Annotated in this window: 26 protein-coding genes; 4 read left to right on the top strand and 22 right to left on the bottom strand. The window is 27.8% G+C overall.

The features are described 5' to 3' along the window. Nucleotides 1–10: 10 nt before the first annotated feature. A complete protein-coding gene (locus HCG76_RS11915) occupies nucleotides 11–1,294 on the top strand; it encodes a D-alanyl-D-alanine carboxypeptidase family protein (protein ID WP_221699079.1) in 1,284 nt (427 codons plus the stop codon). Nucleotides 1,295–1,347: 53 nt separating this feature from the next. Here the strand turns inward: HCG76_RS11915 and HCG76_RS11910 are convergent, their stop codons facing one another. The 6 genes from HCG76_RS11910 to glsA all read right to left on the bottom strand — a co-directional run bounded on the left by HCG76_RS11910 (nucleotide 1,348) and on the right by glsA (nucleotide 7,950). Further along, on the bottom strand, nucleotides 1,348–2,208 hold the full coding sequence (locus HCG76_RS11910) for a 50S ribosomal protein L11 methyltransferase (RefSeq protein ID WP_221699078.1): 861 nt from the start codon (nucleotides 2,206–2,208) through the stop codon (nucleotides 1,348–1,350). A gap of 15 nt (nucleotides 2,209–2,223) precedes the next feature. Beyond that, nucleotides 2,224–3,006, bottom strand: a complete 783-nt coding sequence (locus HCG76_RS11905; protein WP_221699077.1) for a flavin reductase family protein — start codon at nucleotides 3,004–3,006, stop codon at nucleotides 2,224–2,226. Nucleotides 3,007–3,186: 180 nt separating this feature from the next. Beyond that, complete coding sequence (locus HCG76_RS11900) at nucleotides 3,187–3,729, bottom strand: lytic transglycosylase domain-containing protein (RefSeq protein WP_221699076.1); 543 nt, start codon at nucleotides 3,727–3,729, stop codon at nucleotides 3,187–3,189. A gap of 24 nt (nucleotides 3,730–3,753) precedes the next feature. Then, a complete protein-coding gene (coaE, locus tag HCG76_RS11895; protein WP_221699075.1) occupies nucleotides 3,754–4,350 on the bottom strand; it encodes a dephospho-CoA kinase in 597 nt (198 codons plus the stop codon). 9 nt (nucleotides 4,351–4,359) lie between these two features. Next, the gene (gene polA, locus HCG76_RS11890) at nucleotides 4,360–6,972 is read right to left on the bottom strand and encodes a DNA polymerase I (protein WP_221699074.1); all 2,613 of its coding nucleotides are present in this window, start codon (nucleotides 6,970–6,972) and stop codon (nucleotides 4,360–4,362) included. Nucleotides 6,973–7,029: 57 nt separating this feature from the next. After that, a complete protein-coding gene (gene glsA, locus HCG76_RS11885) occupies nucleotides 7,030–7,950 on the bottom strand; it encodes a glutaminase A (protein ID WP_221699073.1) in 921 nt (306 codons plus the stop codon). Between the two features lie 239 nt (nucleotides 7,951–8,189). Between glsA and HCG76_RS11880 the strand changes: the two genes are divergently transcribed. Next, nucleotides 8,190–9,419, top strand: coding sequence for an aminopeptidase (locus HCG76_RS11880; protein WP_221699072.1), 1,230 nt, complete (start codon nucleotides 8,190–8,192; stop codon nucleotides 9,417–9,419). Nucleotides 9,420–9,530: 111 nt separating this feature from the next. Here the strand turns inward: HCG76_RS11880 and HCG76_RS11875 are convergent, their stop codons facing one another. The 6 genes from HCG76_RS11875 to HCG76_RS11850 all read right to left on the bottom strand — a co-directional run bounded on the left by HCG76_RS11875 (nucleotide 9,531) and on the right by HCG76_RS11850 (nucleotide 15,225). Next, complete coding sequence (locus tag HCG76_RS11875) at nucleotides 9,531–9,707, bottom strand: small, acid-soluble spore protein, alpha/beta type (RefSeq protein WP_221699071.1); 177 nt, start codon at nucleotides 9,705–9,707, stop codon at nucleotides 9,531–9,533. Nucleotides 9,708–9,833: 126 nt separating this feature from the next. Then, nucleotides 9,834–11,030, bottom strand: coding sequence for an NADP-dependent isocitrate dehydrogenase (locus HCG76_RS11870; protein WP_221699070.1), 1,197 nt, complete (start codon nucleotides 11,028–11,030; stop codon nucleotides 9,834–9,836). Between the two features lie 314 nt (nucleotides 11,031–11,344). Continuing rightward, nucleotides 11,345–11,905, bottom strand: coding sequence for a hypothetical protein (locus HCG76_RS11865; protein ID WP_221699069.1), 561 nt, complete (start codon nucleotides 11,903–11,905; stop codon nucleotides 11,345–11,347). A 329-nt stretch (nucleotides 11,906–12,234) separates the two neighbouring features. Then, complete coding sequence (locus tag HCG76_RS11860; RefSeq protein ID WP_221699068.1) at nucleotides 12,235–12,510, bottom strand: hypothetical protein; 276 nt, start codon at nucleotides 12,508–12,510, stop codon at nucleotides 12,235–12,237. A 159-nt stretch (nucleotides 12,511–12,669) separates the two neighbouring features. Continuing rightward, nucleotides 12,670–14,130 carry an amino acid permease gene (locus HCG76_RS11855; protein WP_221699067.1) on the bottom strand — a complete coding sequence of 487 codons (1,461 nt, stop codon included), beginning with the start codon at nucleotides 14,128–14,130 and terminating at the stop codon, nucleotides 12,670–12,672. Between the two features lie 66 nt (nucleotides 14,131–14,196). Further along, nucleotides 14,197–15,225: a pyruvate kinase gene (locus tag HCG76_RS11850; RefSeq protein WP_221699066.1), complete on the bottom strand. Its 1,029-nt coding sequence runs from the start codon at nucleotides 15,223–15,225 to the stop codon at nucleotides 14,197–14,199. A 202-nt stretch (nucleotides 15,226–15,427) separates the two neighbouring features. Between HCG76_RS11850 and HCG76_RS11845 the strand changes: the two genes are divergently transcribed. After that, the gene (locus tag HCG76_RS11845) at nucleotides 15,428–15,916 is read left to right on the top strand and encodes a DUF4883 family protein (protein WP_221699065.1); all 489 of its coding nucleotides are present in this window, start codon (nucleotides 15,428–15,430) and stop codon (nucleotides 15,914–15,916) included. A gap of 69 nt (nucleotides 15,917–15,985) precedes the next feature. On the opposite strand, the gene folK is transcribed toward HCG76_RS11845, so the two are convergent. The 7 genes from folK to HCG76_RS11810 all read right to left on the bottom strand — a co-directional run bounded on the left by folK (nucleotide 15,986) and on the right by HCG76_RS11810 (nucleotide 21,541). Beyond that, nucleotides 15,986–16,789, bottom strand: a complete 804-nt coding sequence (gene folK, locus HCG76_RS11840; RefSeq protein WP_221699064.1) for a 2-amino-4-hydroxy-6-hydroxymethyldihydropteridine diphosphokinase — start codon at nucleotides 16,787–16,789, stop codon at nucleotides 15,986–15,988. Between the two features lie 8 nt (nucleotides 16,790–16,797). Beyond that, complete coding sequence (gene folP, locus HCG76_RS11835; RefSeq protein ID WP_221699063.1) at nucleotides 16,798–17,607, bottom strand: dihydropteroate synthase; 810 nt, start codon at nucleotides 17,605–17,607, stop codon at nucleotides 16,798–16,800. Between the two features lie 13 nt (nucleotides 17,608–17,620). Further along, complete coding sequence (locus tag HCG76_RS11830; protein ID WP_221699062.1) at nucleotides 17,621–18,094, bottom strand: HD domain-containing protein; 474 nt, start codon at nucleotides 18,092–18,094, stop codon at nucleotides 17,621–17,623. A 169-nt stretch (nucleotides 18,095–18,263) separates the two neighbouring features. After that, the gene (folE, locus tag HCG76_RS11825; protein WP_221699061.1) at nucleotides 18,264–18,815 is read right to left on the bottom strand and encodes a GTP cyclohydrolase I FolE; all 552 of its coding nucleotides are present in this window, start codon (nucleotides 18,813–18,815) and stop codon (nucleotides 18,264–18,266) included. Beyond that, a complete protein-coding gene (locus HCG76_RS11820) occupies nucleotides 18,808–19,563 on the bottom strand; it encodes an aminotransferase class IV (RefSeq protein ID WP_221699060.1) in 756 nt (251 codons plus the stop codon). The genes folE and HCG76_RS11820 overlap by 8 nt, the downstream gene beginning before the upstream one ends. A 10-nt stretch (nucleotides 19,564–19,573) precedes the next feature. After that, nucleotides 19,574–20,917 (bottom strand): aminodeoxychorismate synthase component I, encoded by a 1,344-nt coding sequence (gene pabB, locus HCG76_RS11815; RefSeq protein WP_221699059.1) that lies wholly within the window; start codon nucleotides 20,915–20,917, stop codon nucleotides 19,574–19,576. 33 nt (nucleotides 20,918–20,950) lie between these two features. Further along, the gene (locus HCG76_RS11810; RefSeq protein ID WP_221699058.1) at nucleotides 20,951–21,541 is read right to left on the bottom strand and encodes an anthranilate synthase component II; all 591 of its coding nucleotides are present in this window, start codon (nucleotides 21,539–21,541) and stop codon (nucleotides 20,951–20,953) included. 214 nt (nucleotides 21,542–21,755) lie between these two features. Here HCG76_RS11810 and HCG76_RS11805 point away from each other — a divergent pair, with 214 nt between their 5' ends. After that, nucleotides 21,756–22,586, top strand: a complete 831-nt coding sequence (locus tag HCG76_RS11805; protein ID WP_221699057.1) for a PHP domain-containing protein — start codon at nucleotides 21,756–21,758, stop codon at nucleotides 22,584–22,586. Between the two features lie 41 nt (nucleotides 22,587–22,627). Here the strand turns inward: HCG76_RS11805 and HCG76_RS11800 are convergent, their stop codons facing one another. The 3 genes from HCG76_RS11800 to HCG76_RS11790 are packed head-to-tail and all read right to left on the bottom strand — an operon-like array spanning nucleotide 22,628 to nucleotide 25,152. Beyond that, entirely contained in the window at nucleotides 22,628–24,016 is a 1,389-nt protein-coding gene (locus tag HCG76_RS11800) for an aminopeptidase (protein WP_221699056.1), read from the bottom strand. A 13-nt stretch (nucleotides 24,017–24,029) separates the two neighbouring features. Next, nucleotides 24,030–24,944, bottom strand: a complete 915-nt coding sequence (hprK, locus tag HCG76_RS11795) for an HPr(Ser) kinase/phosphatase (protein ID WP_221699055.1) — start codon at nucleotides 24,942–24,944, stop codon at nucleotides 24,030–24,032. 16 nt (nucleotides 24,945–24,960) lie between these two features. Then, nucleotides 24,961–25,152, bottom strand: coding sequence for a DUF896 domain-containing protein (locus HCG76_RS11790; protein ID WP_221699054.1), 192 nt, complete (start codon nucleotides 25,150–25,152; stop codon nucleotides 24,961–24,963). Nucleotides 25,153–25,156 lie beyond the last annotated feature (4 nt).

Genomic DNA, 25,156 nt, shown 5'->3' with positions numbered 1-25,156 from the left:
GGGGAGTTTTATGACAAAAAAGTTTTTTAGAGCATTAACTTTAGTTATTTGCTTAACTTTAGTAGTACCATTCTTAAATACTACTAAAGCATTTGCTGCTACAGAGCCTCAAATAATAGGAGCCTCTGCTATAACAATGGATTTAGAGACTGGTGAAATAATATATTCTAAAAATGCAGATGTTCAACGTTCACCTGCTAGTACAACGAAACTATTAACATCTTTACTTTTTGCTGAATCTAAAAGTAAAGATGATTCAATTCCTTATACAGAAGATGCAGCTGCAGTTAAAGAAACTGCATTACAAAACTTCTTTGGAAACAATATATCAGTAGGTGCTACAATGACTGCTGATGATGTAATGAAAGCAGTTCTTGTTTATTCTGCAAATGATACTGCTGTAATGATGGCTGATTCTGTTGCAGGTTCTGTTGAAAAATTTACTGAGCTTATGAATGAAAGAGCAAAAGAAATTGGTGCTGTTAACTCTAACTTTGTTAGTCCAAATGGATTAGAAACTGATCCAAATAATCATAACGTTACTACTGCTTATGATTTAGCTCTTATTGGTAAAGCTGCTTATGAAAATGATTGGGTAAGAGAAACTTGTGAATTACCTAAGACTTCTGTTACTTTAGATGGTAAAAAGGTATATATAGATTCAAGAGACCTAACTATTGGTGTAGATGGTAATATGGGTGGTAAAACAGGTCGTGAAACTAAGGCTGGACATTGTTTTGTAGGTTTTTACAATAAAAATGGTAGAAACTTAATAACTGTAGTACTTGGTTCTGAATATGGTGCTGATGGAATGAATGTATTTAACGATACTCAAGCTATTGCAGATTATAGTTATGCTGCTGAAAAAACTACTTATAAATCAGTTGGTGATGAAGTTTCAACTGTAGAGTTAAACTATAAATTATTCAGATTTTTTGGTCCTACAAAAACTATAACTGCTCCAGTTATATTAGATGAAAATATTGAATATTACAAAAACGACTTTAATGATTCACATGCTAAAATTGAAGTTCCAGCTAATGAATTAAACGCTTGGAAGGTTGCTTCAAATAATAATGTTGATTTAGTTTTCAATGCTGGAAACTATACTCAAACAGTTAAAGGCTCTATTACTTTAACTGTAGGCCAACTATTAAAAGCTAATTTTGGAATTTACGTTCTTACTTTATTAATAATAATATTAATAATTGTATTAATATTAGTTGTAATCAAATTAATGATTAATTCAAGAAAACGTAGAAGAAATAGAAGAGGTAGATTCTCTAGATATTAAAAAAAAATGCTATGCAAACTTAAAATTTGCATAGCATTTTTTATATTAAAATATTATTTAAATACTGCAGTAACCCATTCATTAGTTTGATGTTTGCTTATAAGATTAAATCCATAGCTTTCTACATCTTGCTTTACCTCATCAAAGCTCCATTCAACAAGACCAGAAACTAATATATTTCCATTATTATTTAAGTGTTCTTTTATATATTTCATAAACATCTTAGTTTCTTCTCCACCTATGTTTATAAAAATCCAATCAAAGTTTTTCTTAACTAAAGCTTCATCATCTAGTATATTCCCAACTACAACTTCTATATTACTTAAATTATTTAATGAAGCATTTAGCATAACCTCATCTTCAACATCTCTTATATCAACTGCTACTACTTCTGAAGCTCCTGACATAGCAGATGCAATAGAAAGTATTCCTGATCCAGTTCCAATATCTAAAACTGATTTTCCTTTTATATCTAACTTATTTAAAATTAATCTTAATATATCTTGAGTTGTTTCATGTAATCCAGTACCAAAAGCTCCTTGAGAAATAAAATTAATCTTTGTTTTTCCTTCAAACTCTTCTTCTGGACTTGCTATAACATATTTATCATCTAAATGTATTGCTGGAAAATCATATGTATTATATTCATAATTATTTTCTTCTACATTTATGTAATCCATTTTTAAAATTTCTTTTAAAGTATTTTTAAATTCTTCTAATTCTTCTTTTTCACCTTCAAAAGCAACTTTTAAAATTATCTCCTCATCTTGTTTTTCTAAATATCCATACCCATAATTATCAGTAGTTATTTCTAATGGATTTTCATAAAAAACATTATATATATCATTTATAGCTAAAAGCTCAATTGTAGAGTCTAATTTTTCATATGGTAATTTATAAGATATTATAAACATAAAATCAACCTTTCTTTATTTAGCACTTCTATTTGATTTTTTACTTGTGTTTTTAAAGCTTTTTTTAGAGTTAAAGTTTTTCTTTCCTTTATTTTTATCAGTTTTTTTCTTCTTAAAGTTTTTTCTATTATCTTTTCCTTCACTTTTGTTACTCTTAATAGCTTTTTCTTTAATCTCTTTATTATTATGTACTTTAGCATCTTTTTTAGGCTTTTCTTTTTTAACTTCTGTATTTTTAGCCACAGAATATCCAAACCTTCCTAGTGCTTCAGTATCCATTTTAAAATACTCACCATGACAATATGTAATTAAATCTGCCTGTTCAAAATGTATTTTTCCCTTTTCATCTATCAAATCTTTATCTATATGAGAACCAACAACATCTGCAATAAATAAATCATGAGTTCCAAGAGGAATTATATTTTTTACTTTACATTCAATAGAAACTGGGCATTCATCTATATATGAAACACCAACATTAGTCCCTTCTCTCATTGTAAAGTTCATATCTTTTATTTTATCAAACTTACGACCTGGTCTTACTCCACAATAATCAACAGCTTTTGTCATATTTATACTTGGTAAGTTAACCGTAAATTCCATAGTTTCTTTTATATATTCATAAGACAGCCTTTCAGGTCTTATAGATATTGATAACATAGGTGGCTTAGTACAAACTGTTCCAACCCATCCCACAGTAAAAACATTATCTTTCCCCTCTTTATTTTTAGATGTTATCAAAACAACTGGCACAGGGTTCAAAACTACGCTACCTTTAAACTCCACTTTTTCTTTCATAACATTTCACACCTTTTCAAAATTATCTTAACGATTATAACATAATTATGTATAAATTGCGAAGCAATTTATACAGTGATAACCTATAAGTGACAAGCCAATTAATAAATTTAGCCTAAGTTGAATTTATTAATTAACTTGAAACTTAACACTGAAAAAAAGAAGCCTTATGGCTTCCTTTTATTCATAAAGAAATTTATAAATATTATATCTAGTACTAACCTTATCAACATATTTTTTTGTTTCTTTAAACGGAATATATGTTAAGTTTTGTCCGTCATTTGAATATTCTGGATCATTAAGCCATTTTGTTACATTACCACTGCCTCCATTATAGGCTGTTAATGCCAAGCTTAAATCATCAAATTCTTTTAATAAGTTATTTAAATACCAGCATCCAAACTCAATATTAACTTCAGGGTCATAAAGCATATTAGTATTAAAATTATCAACTTCTAACTTACTTGCAATCCATTCACCTGTAGAATCCATAATCTGCATTAATCCTTTAGCACCTTTATTAGATTCAGCATTTGAATTAAAATTACTTTCTGTTTTTATAACTGCTAAAACTAAATACGGATCTAAATTATATTCATAGCTATATTTATCTACTATCTCACCATATTTATATGGATATAGATATTTTTTAATACAATAATTTCCACAAACTAAAATCACAATGGCAACTATAAGCCACATTATAATCTTCTTAAACTTCATTCCCTCTCCCTACTTTAAAATAGCTTAAATAGATTTTAAAAACTCTATTAGTAAGTCAACTTGGTCTTTAGTTTTAGCTAATGTATCATTATTCTCAATAATTATATTAGCGAAATCCTTCTTTCTATCTAAAGGCATTTGAGAATTTATTCTATTTATAGCTTCATCTCTTGACAATGTATCCCTTGATCTTACTCTTTGAATTTGTGTGTTATTATCTACCCAAACTAAGATAACATAATCCATATCTTTATGCAAATCATTCTCTATTAATGTAGGTGCATCTACAATAACAAAATCTGCTTTTTTCTTTTCTAATTTATCTATATTTTCATATATCTCTCTTTTTATATATGGCAATATTATTTCTTCATATTTCTTTCTTTGTTTAGGAAACCTAAATATATGATTTCCAAATTCCTTTCTACGGAATTCCCCTCTCCAGTCAAAAAAGCCTGCTCCAAATTCTATTCTAACTCTTTCTAATATTTCTGGATACTTTACAAGTACATCTCTAGCTATTGTATCTGCATCTATTATATTAAATCCTGCTTCTTTTAACATAAATGAAACTGTACTTTTTCCTGACCCTATTCCTCCTGTTAATCCTATTTTAATCATATTTACCCCCTACTTTGCTTCATACCATGTGTTACCTATATTTTCATCTATATCTAATTTTACTGACATCTTTAGTACATTTTCCATCTCTTCTTTTACTAAAGCTTTAACAACTTCCAGTTCATTTTCTTTAACATTTAAAATAAGTTCATCGTGTACTTGAAGAATCATTTCGCTATTTAATTTTTCCTTCTTTAATCTATTATAAACTTTAACCATAGCAAGCTTTATAATATCAGCTGCACTTCCTTGAATTGGTGCATTCATTGCTAATCTTTCTCCAAGTGCTTTAACAATTTTATTTGAAGACTTTATTTCTGGTATAAATCTTCTTCTATTTAAAACAGTTAATACATAACCTTTTTCCTTAGCCTCTTCTTTAACACTTTCTAAATACCCTTTAATTTTTGGATATCTATCAAAATATATTTCCATATATTCAGCAGCTTCTTTTCTAGTTATCTTTAAGTCTTGAGAAAGACTAAAGTCACTTATACCATAAACTATACCAAAGTTAACAGCCTTTGCCCTACTTCTCATTAAAGATGTAACTTCTTCTACTGGTACCTTAAATACTTCTGATGCAGTTTTAGTATGAATATCACTATGATGATTAAATGCATCTATCATATTTTTATCATCTGCCATATGAGCAAGAACTCTAAGCTCTATTTGAGAGTAGTCACAAGATAATAATACATCAGTAGACTCTTTTGGTATGAATACCTTTCTTATTTCTCTACCCATTTCATATTTAACAGGTATATTTTGAAGATTTGGCTCTGTACTTGATAATCTACCTGTTGTAGTAACAGTTTGATTAAAGCTTGAGTGAATTGCACCATCTTCATCTATAACGTTTTTAAGCCCCTCAACATATGTAGAATTAAGCTTTGTTATTTGTCTATAGTAAATAATCTTTTCTATAACAGGATGTTTATCCATTAATTTTTCTAGTACTTCTGCATTTGTTGAATATCCTGTTTTTGTCTTTTTAACTACTGGCAAATCTAATTTTTCAAAAAGAATTTTACCTAACTGCTTTGGTGAGCTTATATTAAATTCTTCTTCGCAAAGTTCAAATATCTCTTTTTCTGTTCTAGAAATCTCTTCTTTAAATTTAATAGCAAGTTCATCAAGTTTTTCTCTATTTACGTTAAATCCTATAGCTTCCATACTTGATAAAATAGCTATAAGCGGATGTTCAACTTCATAATAAAGCTCATCCATTCCTTCTTTATTAACTCTTTCTTTTAAATACTCATAAAGCTCTTTCATACTTGCCATAGCATTGCAAATTAATTCATCGCCTTCACCTTTTACTTCCTTCATTAAATACTCGTTAATTAATACTTCTAAAGGATAGTTAGATTTTGCTGAGTCTATAAGATAAGCTGCTACTACTGTATCAAATATAAAGCCTTCCACTTGAATATCATGCTTTGTTAATATTGTAATTAAGTTTTTTCCATCCTGAATTACTTTCTCAATATTTTTATCTTCCATAAAAGCTTTAAGAATATTAATTGCTTCAACAGTATTTTCCATGCTTATTAATTTAAAATCTATTAAGCTTACTTTTTCTCCATAGCTTATATATAATTTATCTAATTCTATTTTAGAATAAAGATTTGCATTTGAAGTAGTATATGAAATAAATGCTCTATCTTCTTTTTTACTAAGTGCTTCTTTAAAAGCTTCTATTGTATTTACTTCATTTATTTCTACCTTTTCTTGTTCCTCTTCTTCATCACTATCTTCCCCTGGTAATTTTGCAAGTAAAGATTTCATTTGAAGTTTAAAGAATAGTTTTTTAAGTTCTTCTCTATTATAATTTTCCTGACTCTTAATATCCTCTAAATCAAATTCTATAGGAACTTCTGTCATAATTGTAGCAAGCTTCTTACTAAAAATTGCTTGTTCACTATAAGTTTCTAAGTTTTCTTTAAGCTTTTTACCACTTATTTCATCAATATGTGAAAGTACACCTTCCATAGAACCATAAGTAGAAATAAGTTTAAATGCTGTCTTTTCTCCTACACCTGGTACCCCTGGAATGTTATCTGACTTATCTCCCATTAGACCTTTTACATCAATATATTGAGTTGGAGTAACACCAAACTCTGCTTCAAAAGCTTCTCTATTATATACTGCAGTTTCTGTAACACCTTTTTTAGTAATAACTACCTTAATATTATCACTAGCAAGCTGAAGAGCATCTCTATCTCCAGTTACTACAAAGACTTCAATTCCATTACTTTCTGCAAATTTAGCTAATGTCCCTATTATATCATCTGCCTCAAATCCATCTATTTCATATATGTTAATTGCTAATAAATTAAGTACTTCTTTAATAAGAGGGAATTGTTCAGCTAATTCTGGAGGCATCTTTTTTCTACCAGCTTTATAATCTTCATACTCTTTATGTCTGAATGTTGGTGCCTTTCTGTCAAAAGCTGCAACTATGTAATCTGGCTTTATTTCTTCCTTCATTTTGAATAACATATTTGTAAATCCGTAAACAGCATTAGTATGAATTCCTTCACTATTTGTTAATGGTGGTATTGCATAAAATGCCCTATTTAATAAACTGTTTGAATCTAAAATCAGTAATCTTTCCATTCTTTCCTCCAGTGTTATATTTTTTAACTATTATTTAGTAATTATATCATATTTATATTAAAATATACTAAGTTCTAATTCTTCTGATAAATCTTTTAGTATATGTACTCCACCTATACTATTTCCCTTTTCATCTAGTGAGGGACCATAGATTCCTATTCCAAATCTTCTTGGAACCGTTGCTATTATTCCACCACCTACTCCTGATTTAGCTGGTACACCAACATGAACTGCAAATTCTCCTGATGCATCATACATTCCACAAGTAACCATTATAGTTTTAACTATTCTGCATACTTCTCTTGAAATTAAAACTTCATCATTCCATGGTGCTATACCATCATTTGCAATAACAGCTGAAAACCTTGCTAAGTCTTTAGCACTTGCTTCTATAGAACATTGTTTAAAATAAAGATCTAATATATCTTCTACATTTCCTTCTAATATATTTGAGCTTTTCATAAAGTAAGCTAACGATCTATTTCTATCTCCTGTAGCTTTTTCGCTTTCATATATTTCTCTATTTATATCTATTGTAGGATTATTAGTTGCTCTTCTTAAGAAATTTAATATTCTTTGTAGCTTATGTTCTTCATTTTCTCCAAATATAAGAGAAGTTGTTACTATTGCACCTGCATTTATCATAGGATTATATGGTCTGTCTTGATTTCTAATTTCAAGGTTTACTATACTATTAAATCCCATTCCTGTAGGCTCAACATTTACTTTTTTAAATACATTTTCTCTTCCATTATCATTTAGTGCAATTATTAAGCTTACTACTTTTGAAATACTTTGAATTGTAAATTTAATATCACTTTCTCCAGCCCAGTATTCTTCATTATTTTTTATATCATATATACAAAGACCTAAATCTTCTTTATTGGCTTTTAATAATGCTGGTATATATGAAGCAATTTTCCCCTCATCTGTGTATTTTTTATTTTTTTCTACTAAGTTAATTAATAAATTTTTCATTTGTTATTCTTCCTTTTCTTTAATAGAATGAGTTTCATTTTATTATTGTAGTAATAATTATAGTTATATTATCGTTTTCTTACAAGGTATTAACTACCATATCTCTGAATTATTTTTATATTAATTTAACATAATAAACTTATCACATTATTTTTTTATTTCCATCATTTAGATTTGAATTATATTTTAACTACAAACTATGATATAATTATTTTACTAATATTTAGGAGGGCTATACAATGGATAAAGATTTATTAAAAAAATATGCTTCCCTTGCTGTAAATACAGGGGTAAACATTCAAAAAGATAACATATTAGTTATTACATCACCAATAGAAACAGCTGAATTTGCTAGACTTATTGCAGAAGAAGCTTACAAAGCTGGAGCTAAGGATGTAATTGTACATTATGGTGACCAAAAACTTACTAAAATAAAATTAGAAAATAGTTCCTTAGAAACTATTGCTGACTATCCAGCTTGGATGGCAGAAAGCTATAACTCTTATGCTAGACAAGGTGCTTGCTTTATTTCAATATCAGCAAATGATCCTGATGGATTAAAGGGAGTTTCTGTTGAAAAAATAGGTACATCTCAAAAAGCTAGAACATCAGCTTTAAAGGAATATTATGATAACTCAATGTCTAATAAATGTCGTTGGTGCGTATTATCAGTGCCTACACTTTCATGGGCTAAAAAGGTATTCCCTAATGTAAGCGATGAAGAAGCTATGGAAAACTTATGGAATGTTATCTTTAAGACAGTAAGAGTTGATACTGAAAATCCAGTAACTGCTTGGGAAAAACATAATGCTTACTTAGATGAAAAAGTTAAATTCATGAATGATAATAACTTTAAAAGTGTTCATTTAAAAAGCAGTAATGGAACTGATTTAAACATAGAACTTCCTGAAGGACACCTTTGGGCAGGTGGATCTGATGATGATGTTAATGGTGTATTCTTTAATGCAAATATGCCAACAGAAGAAGTATTTACTTTACCTAAGAAAACAGGAGTTAACGGTATAGTATACTCTTCAAAGCCATTAAGCTATGGTGGTAATTTAATTGATAACTTTTCAATTACATTTAAGGATGGTAAGGCTGTAGATTTTACTGCTGAAACTGGATATGATGTTTTAAAACAAATGCTGGATAGTGATGAAGGTGCTAAATATTTAGGAGAAGTTGCTTTTGTTCCTTATGATTCACCTATTTCTAATTCAAAGCTAATATTCTTTAATACATTATTTGATGAAAATGCTGCTTGTCATTTAGCTTTTGGTAGAGCTTATGAATCTTGTGTAAAAGATGCTGATAAGTTTTCAGAAAAAGAATTAGAAGAGATTGGTGTTAATAATTCAGTTATTCATGTTGACTTTATGATTGGAACTAGTGATCTTGAAATCACTGGTATTAATAAAAATGGAGAAACTGTTCAAATCTTCTCTAATGGTAACTGGACATCTTAATATTTAAATATTTATATTAAAAAGGAGCGTTTCTTGCTTAACGCTCCTTTTTCTACTATTCATTATATATTTTTTAGGTTTAATATTATCATTCAAAAATTTAATTATGTACTATTGTCCTATCTTTTGAGCACTATCTGGTCTTGGCTGATCTTTGCCAAGCTTTCTTGATTCTTTAGAGTATCCAACTTCATTTGCAGTTTCTACTCTCATTTTTTGTAATTCAGCCTTAGTCTTTTGACCTGACTTTTTGTTGCTCTTAGAATTTTTATTATTCTTATGTGACATCAATTTTACCTCCTTTATTACATTTATCTTTATTTTATGTTTAACAAAACAAATTATACTTTACAATATATGGTTCTACCCCTAGAGTTAATCCAAAATATGGATTCATTCCAGGGGCAGATTTTTTTATAATCTATTTCTTATTTCCTTTATAAATTCATATGTGTTAACAGTTTTAACTTCTTTTAATTCAGTAAGCATAGCTAAATCCTTAGTCATAACACCATCTTCAATAGTTTGAATAGATGCTTTTTCTAGCTTATCTGCAAAAGAAACTAATTCATTATTACCATCTAATTCTCCTCTTTTTCTTAGAGCTCCAGTCCAAGCAAATATAGTTGCCATAGAATTAGTTGATGTTTCTTCACCTTTTAAATGCTTGTAATAATGTCTTTGAACAGTTCCATGAGCTGCTTCATATTCATAATATCCTTCTGGAGAAACTAAAACTGATGTCATCATTGCAAGAGAACCAAATGCTGTTGCAACCATATCACTCATTACATCTCCATCATAGTTTTTACAAGCCCAAATAAATCCACCTTTAGATTTAATAACTCTTGCAACTGCATCATCAATTAATGTATAGAAATATTCAATATTAGCTTCCTTAAACTTTTCCTTATATTCTTCTTCAAATATTTCATTAAAAATATCCTTAAAAGTATGATCATATTTTTTAGATATTGTATCTTTTGATGCAAACCAAATATCTTGTTTTGTATCTAATGCAAAGTTGAAACAACTTCTTGCAAAACTAGATATAGATTTATTAGTATTATGCATACCCATTACTACTCCACTATCATTAAAATCATGAATAGTTTCTCTAGTTACTTTTCCATCTTCATCAGTAAAAACTAATTCTGCTTTTCCTTTTCCTTCAATTTTCATTTCAACATTCTTATAAATATCACCATAAGCATGTCTAGCTATTGTAATTGGTTCCTCCCATGTTCTTACAAAAGGCTTTATTGAAGTAACAGTTATAGGTGCTCTAAAAACTGTTCCATCTAATATTGCTCTTATAGTTCCATTAGGGCTTTTCCACATTTCTTTCAAATTATATTCTTTTATTCTATCAGCATTTGGAGTAATAGTTGCACATTTAACTCCAACTCCATATTTTTTTATAGCTTCTGCCGCTTTTATTGTTACTTCATCATCAGTTTCATTTCTATACTCTATCCCCAAATCATAATATTCAGTTTTTAAATCAATAAAAGGATTTAATAATTCCTCTTTTATCATACTCCAAATAACTCTAGTCATTTCATCTCCATCCATTTCAACTAATGGAGTTATCATTTTAATCTTTTCCATAAATATGCCCCCTTGTTTTGAATTTATTTACATCTCAAAGCAATTATACCATATATCTCTTTTTATTCAAAGACCTTTTTGATGGATTTTATTTTACTTCTTGCATTTTTATGTATATAACTAATACTTTAACAAAACTTTATTATTTTTTATGAATTAAAAAATTTTTTTCTTGCATTTCTCTTGAATTTTTAATTATATTTTTCACCTATATAAATTCATTTTCTTTTTTATACAACTTAAAAAGGCTTTGCCATATAGCAAAGCCTTTCTAATAAAGAATTATTTTATTTTAAAAAAGCATCAATATTTTTCTAGCATAAAAATTCATCATCAACTGCATCAACATCAACATGCTCTACTCTAACAGCTTTTACAAGAATTTCTATTGCCATTTTTTCACGTAGTTTTCCATATTGATATAAGTTTGGTTCAAAATGTCCTGAACAACTTGGTAAAGCGCCTTGTTGTGCAACTTCTAAATCAGAATATACTGTATGGTGACATTGTGGTGCTCTTCTAGCTTGGTGTGTTTCTTCAACTTGTTTTCCCATAAAATATCCTGGAGTTATTTCAGCAGGGCATAATAATTCATCATTACTTCCAATAACCTTTGCTGATAAAACTTCAGCTTTATCAGATTTTCTTAAAATTACACCATCTTCTAAATCTAAATTTATAGATCCTCCAAATTGAATAACCTTTGTCATGTGTCTTAAAGGTCCAACAACTGTTGGAATTCCATTTTCATCTACATAAGCAGCTTCAGCTACTTTATATGCTACATTTTTAGTTATCCAAGCATTAAACATTATTGTATTTCCTGCAACAACGTATGGTATAACTTTAACGTCTTCTGTAACATTCTCAACCATAAATATTCCTCTTGGATAAATTTTTGTAAAATCGAATTCTACTTCTTCGAAAAACACTTTACTTCCTTCACCTAGCACAACATTTGTTTGAATAATAGGAATCTTTAGTTCCTCCCCTTATTTATTTTCATTTGATTTTTTTCTATACTATATTTTATTTAAATTTTGATAATATGTTACATTTTCTACCAATCCCTTAATAAAAATATTTAACTAATAAAAGAAAATATAAAAAAATTCAGCAACCTAATATTGCTGAATTTTTAATATTTAATTTATTTTTATGTGTTCTCTATTAATTATAGATGGATAAATAATATTATTAAATGTTATTTATCTACTTCCTTATAATCTACATCAATTACTTCACCATTGCTGTCACCATCTATACTACTTTCTTCATAAACATTTTGATTTTGATTATAAGTATTAAAAGTTTCATCATTATATTTTTTCTTTCTAAAAGCCTTTTTACCTTTAAATACTAAGTAACCAACTAATGCTATTATTAATATAAAAGGTAAAAGATATATAAAAAATTTAATTATCGCTATAAAAATTACTATTCCAACTATTGTCCACAATAAAGATTTTAAATTATTCATTTAATCAACCTCATTTACACTATAATATTTAACTTATGTTCTCATTATACTATCAATTATTGCTTTTTGCAATATAAGTTATTAAATATTTTCTTAAGAGGTTATTAATACTTTATATAGTTTTTCTTAATAGTTTTTACTTATTTTTCTTTTCAATTTTTATGCAATATTTTTTGATTTATTTTTTTCATTTATGCTACCATTTGTTTTTTTAGCTATCATAGGTAATATAAATCCTAATCCAATTAATACAAATGGAGTAATAATATTTAATGATACTTGGAACCACCAAGCACCAGTAAATGCTTCAACGCTGCTTGGGAACATCCCCATAATACAAGCAAATGCAGTAAATACAAAACACCAAATTCCTATTCCCATAGCGAATTTATCATTTTTTACAAACTTATAATCTGACTTATATCTAGCAGCAGCCTTTTTAAGTCCTATAAATGCTAAGAATACCCAAAGATATCTCATTGGCATAACCACAGAATTTAACTGAAGTAACCAGTCAAATAAAGAGTTCATATCTCCAATACCAAGCACTGGTACTATTATTAATATACCAACTAATATAGCTGTCATTATATAACCATTAATAGGTGCACCATGTTTATTAGTCTTAGTTAATGCCTTAGGTATAAACTTTCTATCTCCATCAGCTAAAAGAACCTTTAATGGAGCATCTATAGAGAATACTAGTGCAGAAATTTGAGCTAATAAATTAGCTAATGCATAAATCACTATAAATAATTTTCCAACACCATAGTATTCACCTAACATTTGGAATGCATAATATTGACCATTCATTTTTAAATCTGCTGGTATATTATTAGCATCAAACATCATAGCCATAGCTATTGAACCAAGTAATGCTGATACTGCAACCATTATAGCTAATGTAATCATTCCCTTAGGGAAGTTTTTACTTGGATTTTTCATATCATTTACATATGGAGATATTTTTTCTGCTCCTCCAACTGCAAATACTAACATAGACAAGGTTGTAAAATATGAAAAATTAAAATTCGGCATCATATTTTTAAAACTAAAATCTATTGTTGCTGGCTGCATCCCTCTAATTGATGGTGCAGCTAACATTAATACAACATATAAAAGTGACATAACAAATACAGACGTACCTGCTATTGTTCCTATCATTTTAAGAGATGTTACACCTCTTGAAGCAACCCATAAGAAAAATAGAAATACTGCTAATGTCAATAATTGAGCTACTAGAGGGTCCATTCCTTTTATAAAGTTACCATCTTGCTTTACAGTCCAACCTAGTGCTATTAAAGCAGCTTGTGGCTTTTGTGCTAAATATGGTATATGAACAACCCAATATGTCCATCCTGCAAAATAAGCTAGTGTAGTTCCAAATGTTCCTCTTATCCAAGAACTTACTCCACCTTTACTATCTTTAAAAACAGATCCTAATTCTCCTACCATTAATGCATAAGGTACAAAATATAATCCAATTATAAGTACCCATGATACAACTACTGTTAATCCTTGATTTGCAAAGTTATTTACAACATTACCAAATCCCCACACTGATACAAATGCCATCATGGCTAAATTATACCAACGTAGATTCTTTTCTTGTTCACTCATTAAATTTCCTCCTTAGTATAGATGTACCTTTTTATAATACATAGTAAGAAATATTTTGTCCATACTTTAACAATTATGTTTTTTATACCTTTTTATTAAATCATTTAATAATTTAGCTGTTTTTACTGGATATTTACTAACAGATGTTTCTCCCGCTAATAAAAATCCTGTTACTCCACTATTTATAAATGTATATATACTTTCTATTTCACTTATAGTACCATTTAATCCATTTTTCATGCTATCTAATATATGTGTAGCTATTATTATTTCCTTATCATATTTATCATTTCTTAATTTCATTAATAATTCAAATTCTTCTTCTACAGAAATTTCAATTCCACACTCTGGTACTAAATCTCCTCTTGCAATAACAATTCCATCACTACAATTCATTATTTCCTTATAATTGTTCAACCCAACCATAGTTTCTATCTTTGAAAATATTTTAATATCACCTGAATTTTCTTTATATCTTTTTATGTATTCTCTTAAATATAATACTTCACTAGCACTTTCTGCATAAGATTGTCCAATTATATTTATATTATTATTAATAGCCCACTTTAAATTTTGTTTATCCTTATTATTTAATAAATTTTCTCCTAAATAAGCTCCTGGAATATTACACCCCTTTCCCCCTCTAATTACACCACTATCATTTGCTTCTGCCTTTAAAAACACCTTATCTTTATCAATAATATTAAAATTCATAGTTCCATCTTTCATAGATATTTTTTTAATATCATTTTTTTCTATTATTTCTGACTTTATATTAAGTGGAATAATTTTTATTTTTTCATTAGTATTAACAATAAGTGAATATACATCATAACTACAAAAGTATACTATATCTCCAGGATAAACTTTAAAAACACTTTTTAAATCTTCGTATACTCTAACTTTTTTTCCGCATAAATCTGCCATAATGATTATATCTTTTTTTATACTTCTAGAATCATTCAATATTTTTAAAAATTCACTTTCATAAAAATGAGAAAAATTCAACCTAAAAATATCTACACCATTATTAATTAATTCAGCTAAAATCTTTTTATTTGATGAGTTAGGGCCAATAGTTGCAATTATTTTCATTAATATCCTACCTATATATTACTTATAAATTATACTATTATAATTTTTTTCTTTTTATTACATATTGTTACTTTTATATTTAATTAAATGATAAATAATTAAATTGTTTATAAAATAATAAAAATCTATTTCTCTACTAACCTTGTTCTAAATAACACTTTTACAGAATAATTATTTATATAATCATTTTTGGGAGGATAAAATGAAATACTTAAAGTTTATTTGTATATTATTATTAGTTACTCTTCTCTCTGGCTGTGTTTTTAATGATCCTAAATACATAAACCTTAGAAGTAAACCTAATCTTTATTATTATTCAAATGAAATCTATGAGAAAATAAAAAATAATGAAAGTTACTCACTTAAAGTATTCGATGTAAACTCTTATGAATACCATGATGTTTCAGAAGAGGATAAAGACATTCTTCCTTGCTTTTTAGAATCTTTAAATAATGATAACTATGTAAGTGAGCTAACCTTAGAAGATGAAAAGGTTAAATATAAACTTATTATTGATTTTGATGATAAATCAAAATATGTTATAAATGTCTATGATAAAAATTCTATAACACTTTTTCCATGGGATGGAAATTTACAAGAAGATATGATAACTATGAATGATGTACCTATAAGAAATAATATTTATTCATTTTGTATTTATATAATTAATAAAACTACTTCTAATAAGTAACTTAATACCCTATAAAAAATACACTCAAAATATACTATAAAAATTATAGTTATTCTGAGTGTATTATTTTTAATCTAATAATTCAAAAACTCTTTTATTCTTTAATGGATGTAATGCATATGGAGCTATTTCATTTAGTGGCTTTAATACAAAGTCTCTTAAATGCATTAATGGATGTGGTAAAATAATAAACTCATCATTACTTATTACATCATCATATAATACAATATCTAAATCTATTATTCTTGGACCCCATTTTATTTCTCTAACTCTTCCTAGCTCTAATTCTATTCTAAGAAGCTCAGTCATAAGCTCCCTTGGTGTTAAATATGTTTCTACTTTAATTGCACCATTTAAGAATTCTTCTTGATCTTCATTTCCCCATGGCTCTGTTACTATAAAAGAAGATGTTTTAGTAATTTTTATTCCATTAACCTCTTCAATCTTTGCCATAGCATTTTTAAAGTTTTCTTGTCTATCTCCCATGTTACTTCCAAGTGTTATATAAGCATTATGTCTTTCCCTAGTAATTTCAACTGCTGCGTAATCCAAATGCCTTCCAATAGGTGCCCATGGCTTTTTTAATAACACTTTAACAGCTGTAACCATTGAATAATTATCTAATACAAAGCATGCAACCTTATTTACAACACTTTCAATTAAATCTAAAGATTCCTCTTGAAAAATATCTATGACCTTATGACATAATTCTCCATAATGAACAGATTTAGTTAAATCATAAGTTGTTCCCGCTTCTTTAATATCTAATGATAATTCTAATGATAGTATAAATTTTTGACCTAATGTTTTTTCTTCTTGAAACACTCCATGGTTTGCAAAAATTTCAATATCCTTTAAATATATTTTATCCATATTTTTACCTACTTTACCTTTAATATAGTATCTGTCATAACAGCTACTCTCTTATTTTCTAATACATCATGAACACGAATAAATTCCATACCTTTAGTTATTCCTATAACAGTAGTTGCAAGTGTTCCTTCTACTCTCTCATTAACTGGTAAATTTAAAGTTAATCCAATCATAGACTTTCTTGATGTTCCTAAAAGTACAGGATACCCCATAGCTTTTATAACTTCACAATTATTCATTACTATTAAATTTTCTTCATATGTTTTAGCAAATCCTATACCTGGGTCTAAAATTATATTTTCTTTTTTCACTCCAGCTTCAATAGCAATATCAATACTTTCCTGTAAATCACTTATTACATCCTTCATTAAGTTTTCATAAGGTTTAGCTTCTCTATTATGCATTAAAATTAGTGGCACATTATATTCTGCTGCCACCTTAGCTATATCCTTATCATATTTAGCTCCCCAAATATCATTTATAATATCAGCTCCAGCCTTTACAGCTGCTTCTGCTGTTTTACTCTTATATGTATCTATTGATATAGTAACATCTAATTCTTTCTTTATAGCCTTAATTATAGGAACTACTCTTTTTATTTCCTCTTCTTCAGTTACATATTCAGCTCCCGGTCTTGTTGATTCTCCACCAATATCTATAATATCAGCTCCATCTTCCACCAACTTCTTAGCTTGAGCTACAGCTGCTTCTATTTCATTATACTTTCCGCCATCTGAAAACGAATCTGGTGTTACATTTAATATTCCCATTATATAAGTTCTTTCTCCTAACTTATACTCCTTATTTCCTATTCTCAACGCCTTTTCCTCCTTAATATGTTATTTTAAAATTCTTCTTGTCTTTACTCCAATAACATTCATTTTCTGCTTTGCAACTAAAACATTGTCTAGATAGTTTATCAGCCCTATATATTATCTCTTCTAACTTATTATCACTTTCTTTTCTGTGATTAGCTATTCCATTTAAAATAATCTTAACTTCCTCTTCTGTAAAGCTTGTTTCTTTTAAAATTTCTCTACTCATATCTACACTAGCAATATCATGATGTATACCTTCTTCATATTGTTTTACTCTACCTATATCATGTAATAATCCTATAGCATAAATTACTTCTTTAGACACCTTCAAATCTTCTTCTAAAACCATTATATATGCAATTCTTGCTACATCAATAAAATGCTCTATAGTATGATTACAAAACTCTCTGTTTTCCTCATACTTTTTTAACTTTTCTAAAGATTCTGTGTACATACTATTGTTCATTATTATATCAATATTCTTCATTCTACCTCCAAGTTAGCTAATAATTACAAAGTAATACATATTCCAAAATTTAACCTTCTAAATTTATCTCCTAACTCCTTAATGTCTTAACTGTCATAAGACCTTACCTTTTTAACTTTTTACCTGCCCCTAATGCCTTAACATTTTAACTTCTTAATTAAAATATTCCCTATCTTATAAAGTTCATAACTTCTCTTCTAAGTTCAATATCCTCTCTAAAAACACCTCTATATGTAGTAGTTACAGTTTTAGCTCCTGGCTTCTTTACACCTCTCATAGTCATACAAGTATGTTCTGCTTCAATAACAACCATAGCCCCTTCTGCATCTAAATATTCCATTATTGCATCTGCAATTTCTGTTGTTAATCTTTCTTGTAATTGTGGTTTTTTAGCATATACCTCTACTGTTCTTGCAAGCTTAGAAAGTCCTGCTACTTTTCCTTTTGGTATATATGCTATATGTGCTTTCCCGAAAAATGGTACTAAATGATGCTCACACATAGAAAAGAATGTTATATCCTTTTCTAATACTAAATCATTATTTTCTACAGAAAATGTTTTAGATAATATATCCTTAGCATCCTTGCCTATTCCTTCAAATATCTCCATATACATTCTTGCTATTCTATCAGGTGTTTCTATTAATCCTTCTCTATTAACATCTTCCCCCACACCTTCTAGTATTAATCTTACACCTTCCATTATCTTTTCTTTATTCATACTTTTCGCCTCCATTTATTGCTTTATCATATTGCTCTTTTATTTTTACAATTAATTTACTATCAAATAACTTGTTTTCTATTTCAGAAACCTTAATTACCCCAACTAATGAATTAGTTAAGAAAACTTCATCGCTATTTAATAATTCATCCTTTGTTATTTTAGTTTCTATTACATCAAAGTTATCTATAACCCATTTACGAACTACTCCAGGTAATAATCCACATTCAATTTTGGGTGTATATATTTTTCCATTCTTAACAATAAAAATATTTGTTGTACACCCTTCACATAGATATCCTTGTTCATTAAAGAAAATAGCTTCATTAAGTCCATTTCTTTGACATATTTCATATTCTATAATATTTTCTAAATAATTTAAAGTTTTAAAGGTTATTATTCTAGATGTTGAATTTCTTAATACTTTAGAAATACTAGTCTTAAAGCCTTTTTTATAATCTTTATCTTTATATTTTATTTCTCTCACAGAATAAATTAGATTTTTCTCAGTAATAGTAATTTTTAAGGCTTTATTTTTTATTCTATTTTCTTTTATGAATCTTTTTACATCATCTATACTCACTAATTCTCCTAGATTCATTGCTCTAATTGAATTATTTAATCTTTTTATATGTGCTTCTAAAAATATAGGTAATTCTTTTATTAATATAGTTTCAAAAACACCTCTACCAAAAAACAAACCACTATCTATACTTATATTATCATTCTCATATATAACTTTTCTCATATTTTACCTTCTATAACACTCTCATTAATGCTTTTGCTTTATCTAGTGTTTCATTATACTCATCCTCTTCTATTGAATCATAAGTAATTCCGCCACCAACACCAAAATAAGCCTTATTATTCCTCTTTAATATAGTTCTAATTACTATATTAAAATCACAATTGCCTCTAAAATCAAAATATCCTATAGAGCCTGTGTAAATATTTCTTTTTAAACCTTCTAATTCTTCAATTATTTCCATAGCTCTTATTTTAGGTGTTCCTGTAATTGACCCACCTGGAAAACACTCTTTAATAAACTTTACTGATGAAACATCTTCTTTTAGCTCTCCTTCTACAGTAGAAACTAAATGAAAAACTGTAGCATATTCTTCTAATTTAAAGTTTTCTCTTACTTTAACAGAATGAGGCTTACAAACCTTACTAAAGTCATTTCTTTCTAAATCTACAACCATTAATAACTCTGCTTTATCTTTTTCACTATTTATCAATTCTAATTTATTTTTCTCATCTTCTTCATGAGTTTTCCCTCTAGGCCTTGTACCTTTTATAGGTCTTGTATGTGCCTTATTATCAACAACTTGGATAAATCTTTCAGGTGATGAACTTATTACTTGAAAATCACTAAAATTTAAATATGCTGAAAATGGCGCTTTATTTATACTTCGTAATTTCTTATATATATCAAATGAATCATCTTCATTATTACACCAAAATCTTTGAGTCATATTTGCAATATAAACATCACCTGATACTATATAATCCTTTAATCTAGTTACTGCACTTTTATAATCTTCTTTAATAAAATTTGAGTAAAAAATATTATTACTTTTTTCAGCTACTATTTCATCATTAATTTTATGTCCATTATCTATTTTCTTTAAAATTTTATGTATTTTTTCATTATTTCCATCTAAATCAGTTATGTATTTTTTGTCATTTATTAAATCAAATATTATTATATTTTTATAAAAAATAAACTTCATGTCTGGAATATTAAAGTCTTCTTCAGATATATCAGGTAATTCTTCTAATATTCTTCCACTATCATAAGTAATATATCCCATAGCTCCACTTAATAATGGAATATCATCTTGAAGATCATTTTTATACTCATTTATTAGATTTTCTAATATTTTAAATGGTTCCCCTTTAATTTCATTACCATCAATATATGTTTTTTTATTCTTTAATTCAAATATTAAAAATGGATTTAGTCCAATAAAAGAATATTTAGAAAGTCTTTCATCTTCTTTTGAACTATCTAATAATATAGTATCTTTTTCTTCTTTGAATAGATTATATACTTCAAATGCATTTAATTTACTACTAAATTCTGTTTTAATTAACCCCACTTAACTCCACTCCTAATAGTACTTTTATTAGTATTAATTGCTTTTTTTATTAAATTCTTTTGTTATTTTTATAAAGTTTTCTAATATTTTATGTCCTTCTTCAGTCATTTCTGCTTCTGGATGAAATTGAACTCCATATATATCATAATCTTTATGTCTAATTCCCATTATTATCTTATCATCTGTTTCACTAGTTATTTCAAGGCTATCTGGAAAATTCTCTTTACTTACTATTAAAGAGTGATATCTTGTAACTCTTAAAGGATTCTTTACATTATTAAATACTCCTTTATTATTATGAGTTATATTAAACATTTTTCCATGAACAGGCTCTTTTCCTTTTTTTACAACAGCATTGAAGTAATGACCTATACATTGATGTCCTAAACAAATTCCTAGTATTGGAAGCTTATCTTTAAATTTATCAATAATATCTAAACTTAACCCTGCCTCATTTGGCGACTTTGGCCCTGGTGAAATTATTATTCCATCAATATTCATTTTTTCTATTTCTTCAATAGTTATTTTATCATTTCTATAAATAATAATTTCTTCCCCTAATTCTTCAAAGTATCTAACTAAGTTATATACAAAAGAATCATAGTTATCAATCATTAAAAGCATTATATCCCTCCAACTTTATCTATATCTTTATTTATTAAATTTTAAGCTATATTTTTTTTAATTAAGCACAAATTATTAATAATATATTACTAATACCTTATTACTTTTTAATAATAATTAAAGTTATTTTATTATTATTGCATTATTAATGAATAAATTATATCATAGCTTTATATACTACAAAACATTTACTTGAAGGGAGTTTAAATTTATTATGATTATATGCGATTTACATACACATTCTACTGCATCAGATGGTAAATATTCACCTAAAGATGTTGTAAAAAGAGCTTACGATAGAGGAGTTAAATATTTAGCATTAACTGATCATGATACTTTATCAGGTATAGATGAAGCAAAATCTGAAGCGGAAAAATTAGACATGCATTTTATTCCTGGAGTAGAATTATCTACAACTTATAAAGGAGAAACTGTTCACATTTTAGGATACTTCAGAGGTGATGATTATAAAAATCCAGATTTAAATCATTTTCTAGAAGATTTAAAAGCTAAAAGAATTGCACGTGCTCATGAAATTGTTAGAAGGCTAAAGAAATTTAACGATATTGAAATAGATGTTAATGAAGTTCTTAAAAATGGTAAAGATACTATTGCAAGACCTCATATAGCTAAAGCTATAATAGATGCAGGCTATAATTATTCAAAAGAATACATCTTTGATAACTTTATTGGTGACCATTGTCCTGCATATATACCAGCAAATAAATTAGATGCAGAAGAAGGAATCAAGTTATTAAAAAATTATAATGCTATTGTAATTTTAGCTCATCCAGTTTTATTAAAAAAATTACATGTACTTGATGTACTTCATCTTGATTTTGATGGAATTGAAGGTATATATGGGCTAAATACCCCAGAAGATACTGAAAACTTTTTAAAAATTGTAGATAAAAAAGATATACTAACTTCTTGTGGTTCTGACTCTCATGGTCATGAAGAGGATGATTCAAAACATGGAATTTTAGGTTCACAATCTATGGAAGAACATAGATTAGAAAAGTTTTTAAATAAACTAAACAAATAAGAGTTGCCTTATGGCAACTCTTATTTATTTTAAATTTATATTTATTCTTCTATTAAAAATGCTTTATATCCATTTTTAGTTTCATAAATATCTACTTTACTAGCTACTTCCCATGGAGCATGCATATTTTGTAGTGCAACACCACAATCTATAACTTCCATATTATATTGAGCTAAAATATAAGCGATAGTACCACCGCCTCCTTGGTCAACCTTACCAAGTTCTGCTGTTTGATATGCAACATCATTTTTCTCCATAATTTTTCTAAGCCAAGCAACAAATTCTGGATTTGCATCATTACAACCACTTTTTCCTCTTGCACCAGTATATTTACTAAATACTAAGCCTCTTCCAAAATAAGCTGTATTTTTCTTTTCACAAGCTCCTGGATAATTGGGATCAAATGCTGCAGTAACATCTGCAGATAGCATTGCTGAATTTTGAAGAGCTCTCTTTAATTTTAATTCAGAGTATTCCCCTTTTCTATCCATAACTTCTGCTACAGTGTTTTCAAAGAATTTTGAATGCATTCCTGTAGCACCAATACTTCCTACTTCTTCTTTATCAACAAGTAAAATTACTGATGTTTTATCTACTGATTCAACCTCTAATAATGCCATTAATGAAGTATATGCACAGATTCTATCATCCTGTCCATATCCCATTACCATACTCTTATCAAGACCTAAATCTCTTGCTTTTCCTGCTGGAACTAATTCTAATTCTGCTGATATAAAGTCTTCTTCTTCAAAATCATATTTTTCTTTTAATAACTTTAATATATTAGCCTTTACAGCTTCTTTTTCTTCTCCTTTAAGTGGAATATTACCAACTAATACATTTAAATCTTCACCTGCAACAACATCTGCTGCTTTCTTTTGTAATTGTTCTCCTGAAAGATGTATTAAAAGGTCTGAAATACCAAGCACAGGATCAGTATCATCTTCACCTACAACAACATTAATTTTAGTTCCATCTTTCTTAATTACAACTCCATGTAAAGCTAATGGTAATGTAACCCACTGATATTTTTTAACTCCACCATAGTAATGAGTATCCATCAAAGCTAAATCCCCATCTTCATATAATGGATTTGCTTTTATATCTATTCTAGGAGAATCAACATGAGAACCAATAATTCTCATTCCATTTTCAATTGGATCTTTTCCTATTAAATATAAAGCTAAAGTTTTATCCTTATTATTAGCATAAACCTTATCCCCAACTTTTAAGGTTTCATTATTTTTTAATACCTCATTTAAGTCTCTGTATCCCTTTTCTTCTGCTAATCTTATAGCCTCATGAATACATTCTCTTTCTGTTTTTCCTACTGAAAGATAATTCTTGTATCCCTCACAAAAATTAAAAACCTCTTGTTTCCCATTTTCATCATATTTTAGCCATGCATTTTTTTTAGCATCTTTACCCATAATATAGCCCTCCTTATTCTTCCTCACTAACTTCACACATTCTTTGTTCTATTATATCTACTGGTGTAACATCAGACATTAATGAGTGTCTATAATTACCTGCCGCAGCTTCAATTATAACTGCAATATTTCTTCCTGGTCTTACAGGCACTCTTAATCTTCTAACATTTACTCCAAGTATATCTTGTGTTTCCTTATCAATACCTAATCTATCATAATCTCCATCATCTTTCCAATGTTCAAAATGCATTAATAAATTTATGTCTTTTGACGGTAATATAGAACTTAATCCATATAATGATGATATATCAATAATACCTATACCTCTAACTTCTAACATTCCAATAGTTATCTTAGGTGATGTACCTATTAAACTACCATCTATTTCTTTAATGTCAACTGCATCATCCGATACTAGTCTATGTCCTCTTTTTATAAGCTCTAATGCAGTTTCACTTTTTCCTATTCCACTTTCTCCTGTTATAAGTATACCTATACCATATACATCTACTAAAACTCCATGTAATCTTGTTTCTGGAGCAAGTTTTCCTGCTAAGTACATAGTTAGCTTACTTATAAATTTAGTTGTAACAACATTAGTTCTCAATAACCATGATTTTGACTTTTTTGCTGCTTTTAGAAATTCAGCATGTGGTTCTAATCCCCTAGTTATAATTATGCATTTAGAGTCAAAGCTAAAATACTTATTGATTCTTTTTCTCATTAACTCTATTCCCATATCATCTAAAAAGCTCCATTCAGCTTTACCAATAACTTGGATTCTTTCAGGCGCAAAATAATTATAAAAACCAGCTAACTGTAACCCAGGTCTATTTATATCGTTAACAGATATCTTTACATCCTTTTCACCTTCAACTAAAACTTCTAATTCAAAATCTGTAATTAATTTTTCTACAGTAACTGACAATATCCATCACCCTCTATTACTTTCTATTCTTAAGTTCAACGCCCTCTAATTGTACTCTAAAGTTTGCTTTTACATTATCTATGTATCTTCTTCTTAGAATTTGTTGTTCTTCTTTTTCTTGTTCTGTTAAACCTTCTTCTTTACTCTTTTTATATAATTCATTTATTCTTTTTATAACATCATCTATTTTTGCTTTTGTATAATCCATTTTT

Origin of the sequence: Clostridium sp. K13 (genome assembly GCF_019734195.1) — a bacterium.
Lineage (GTDB): Bacteria > Bacillota > Clostridia > Clostridiales > Clostridiaceae > Clostridium.
Note: the sequence above shows the minus strand (reverse complement) of the source record. Positions and strands in the feature narration are given on the sequence as shown.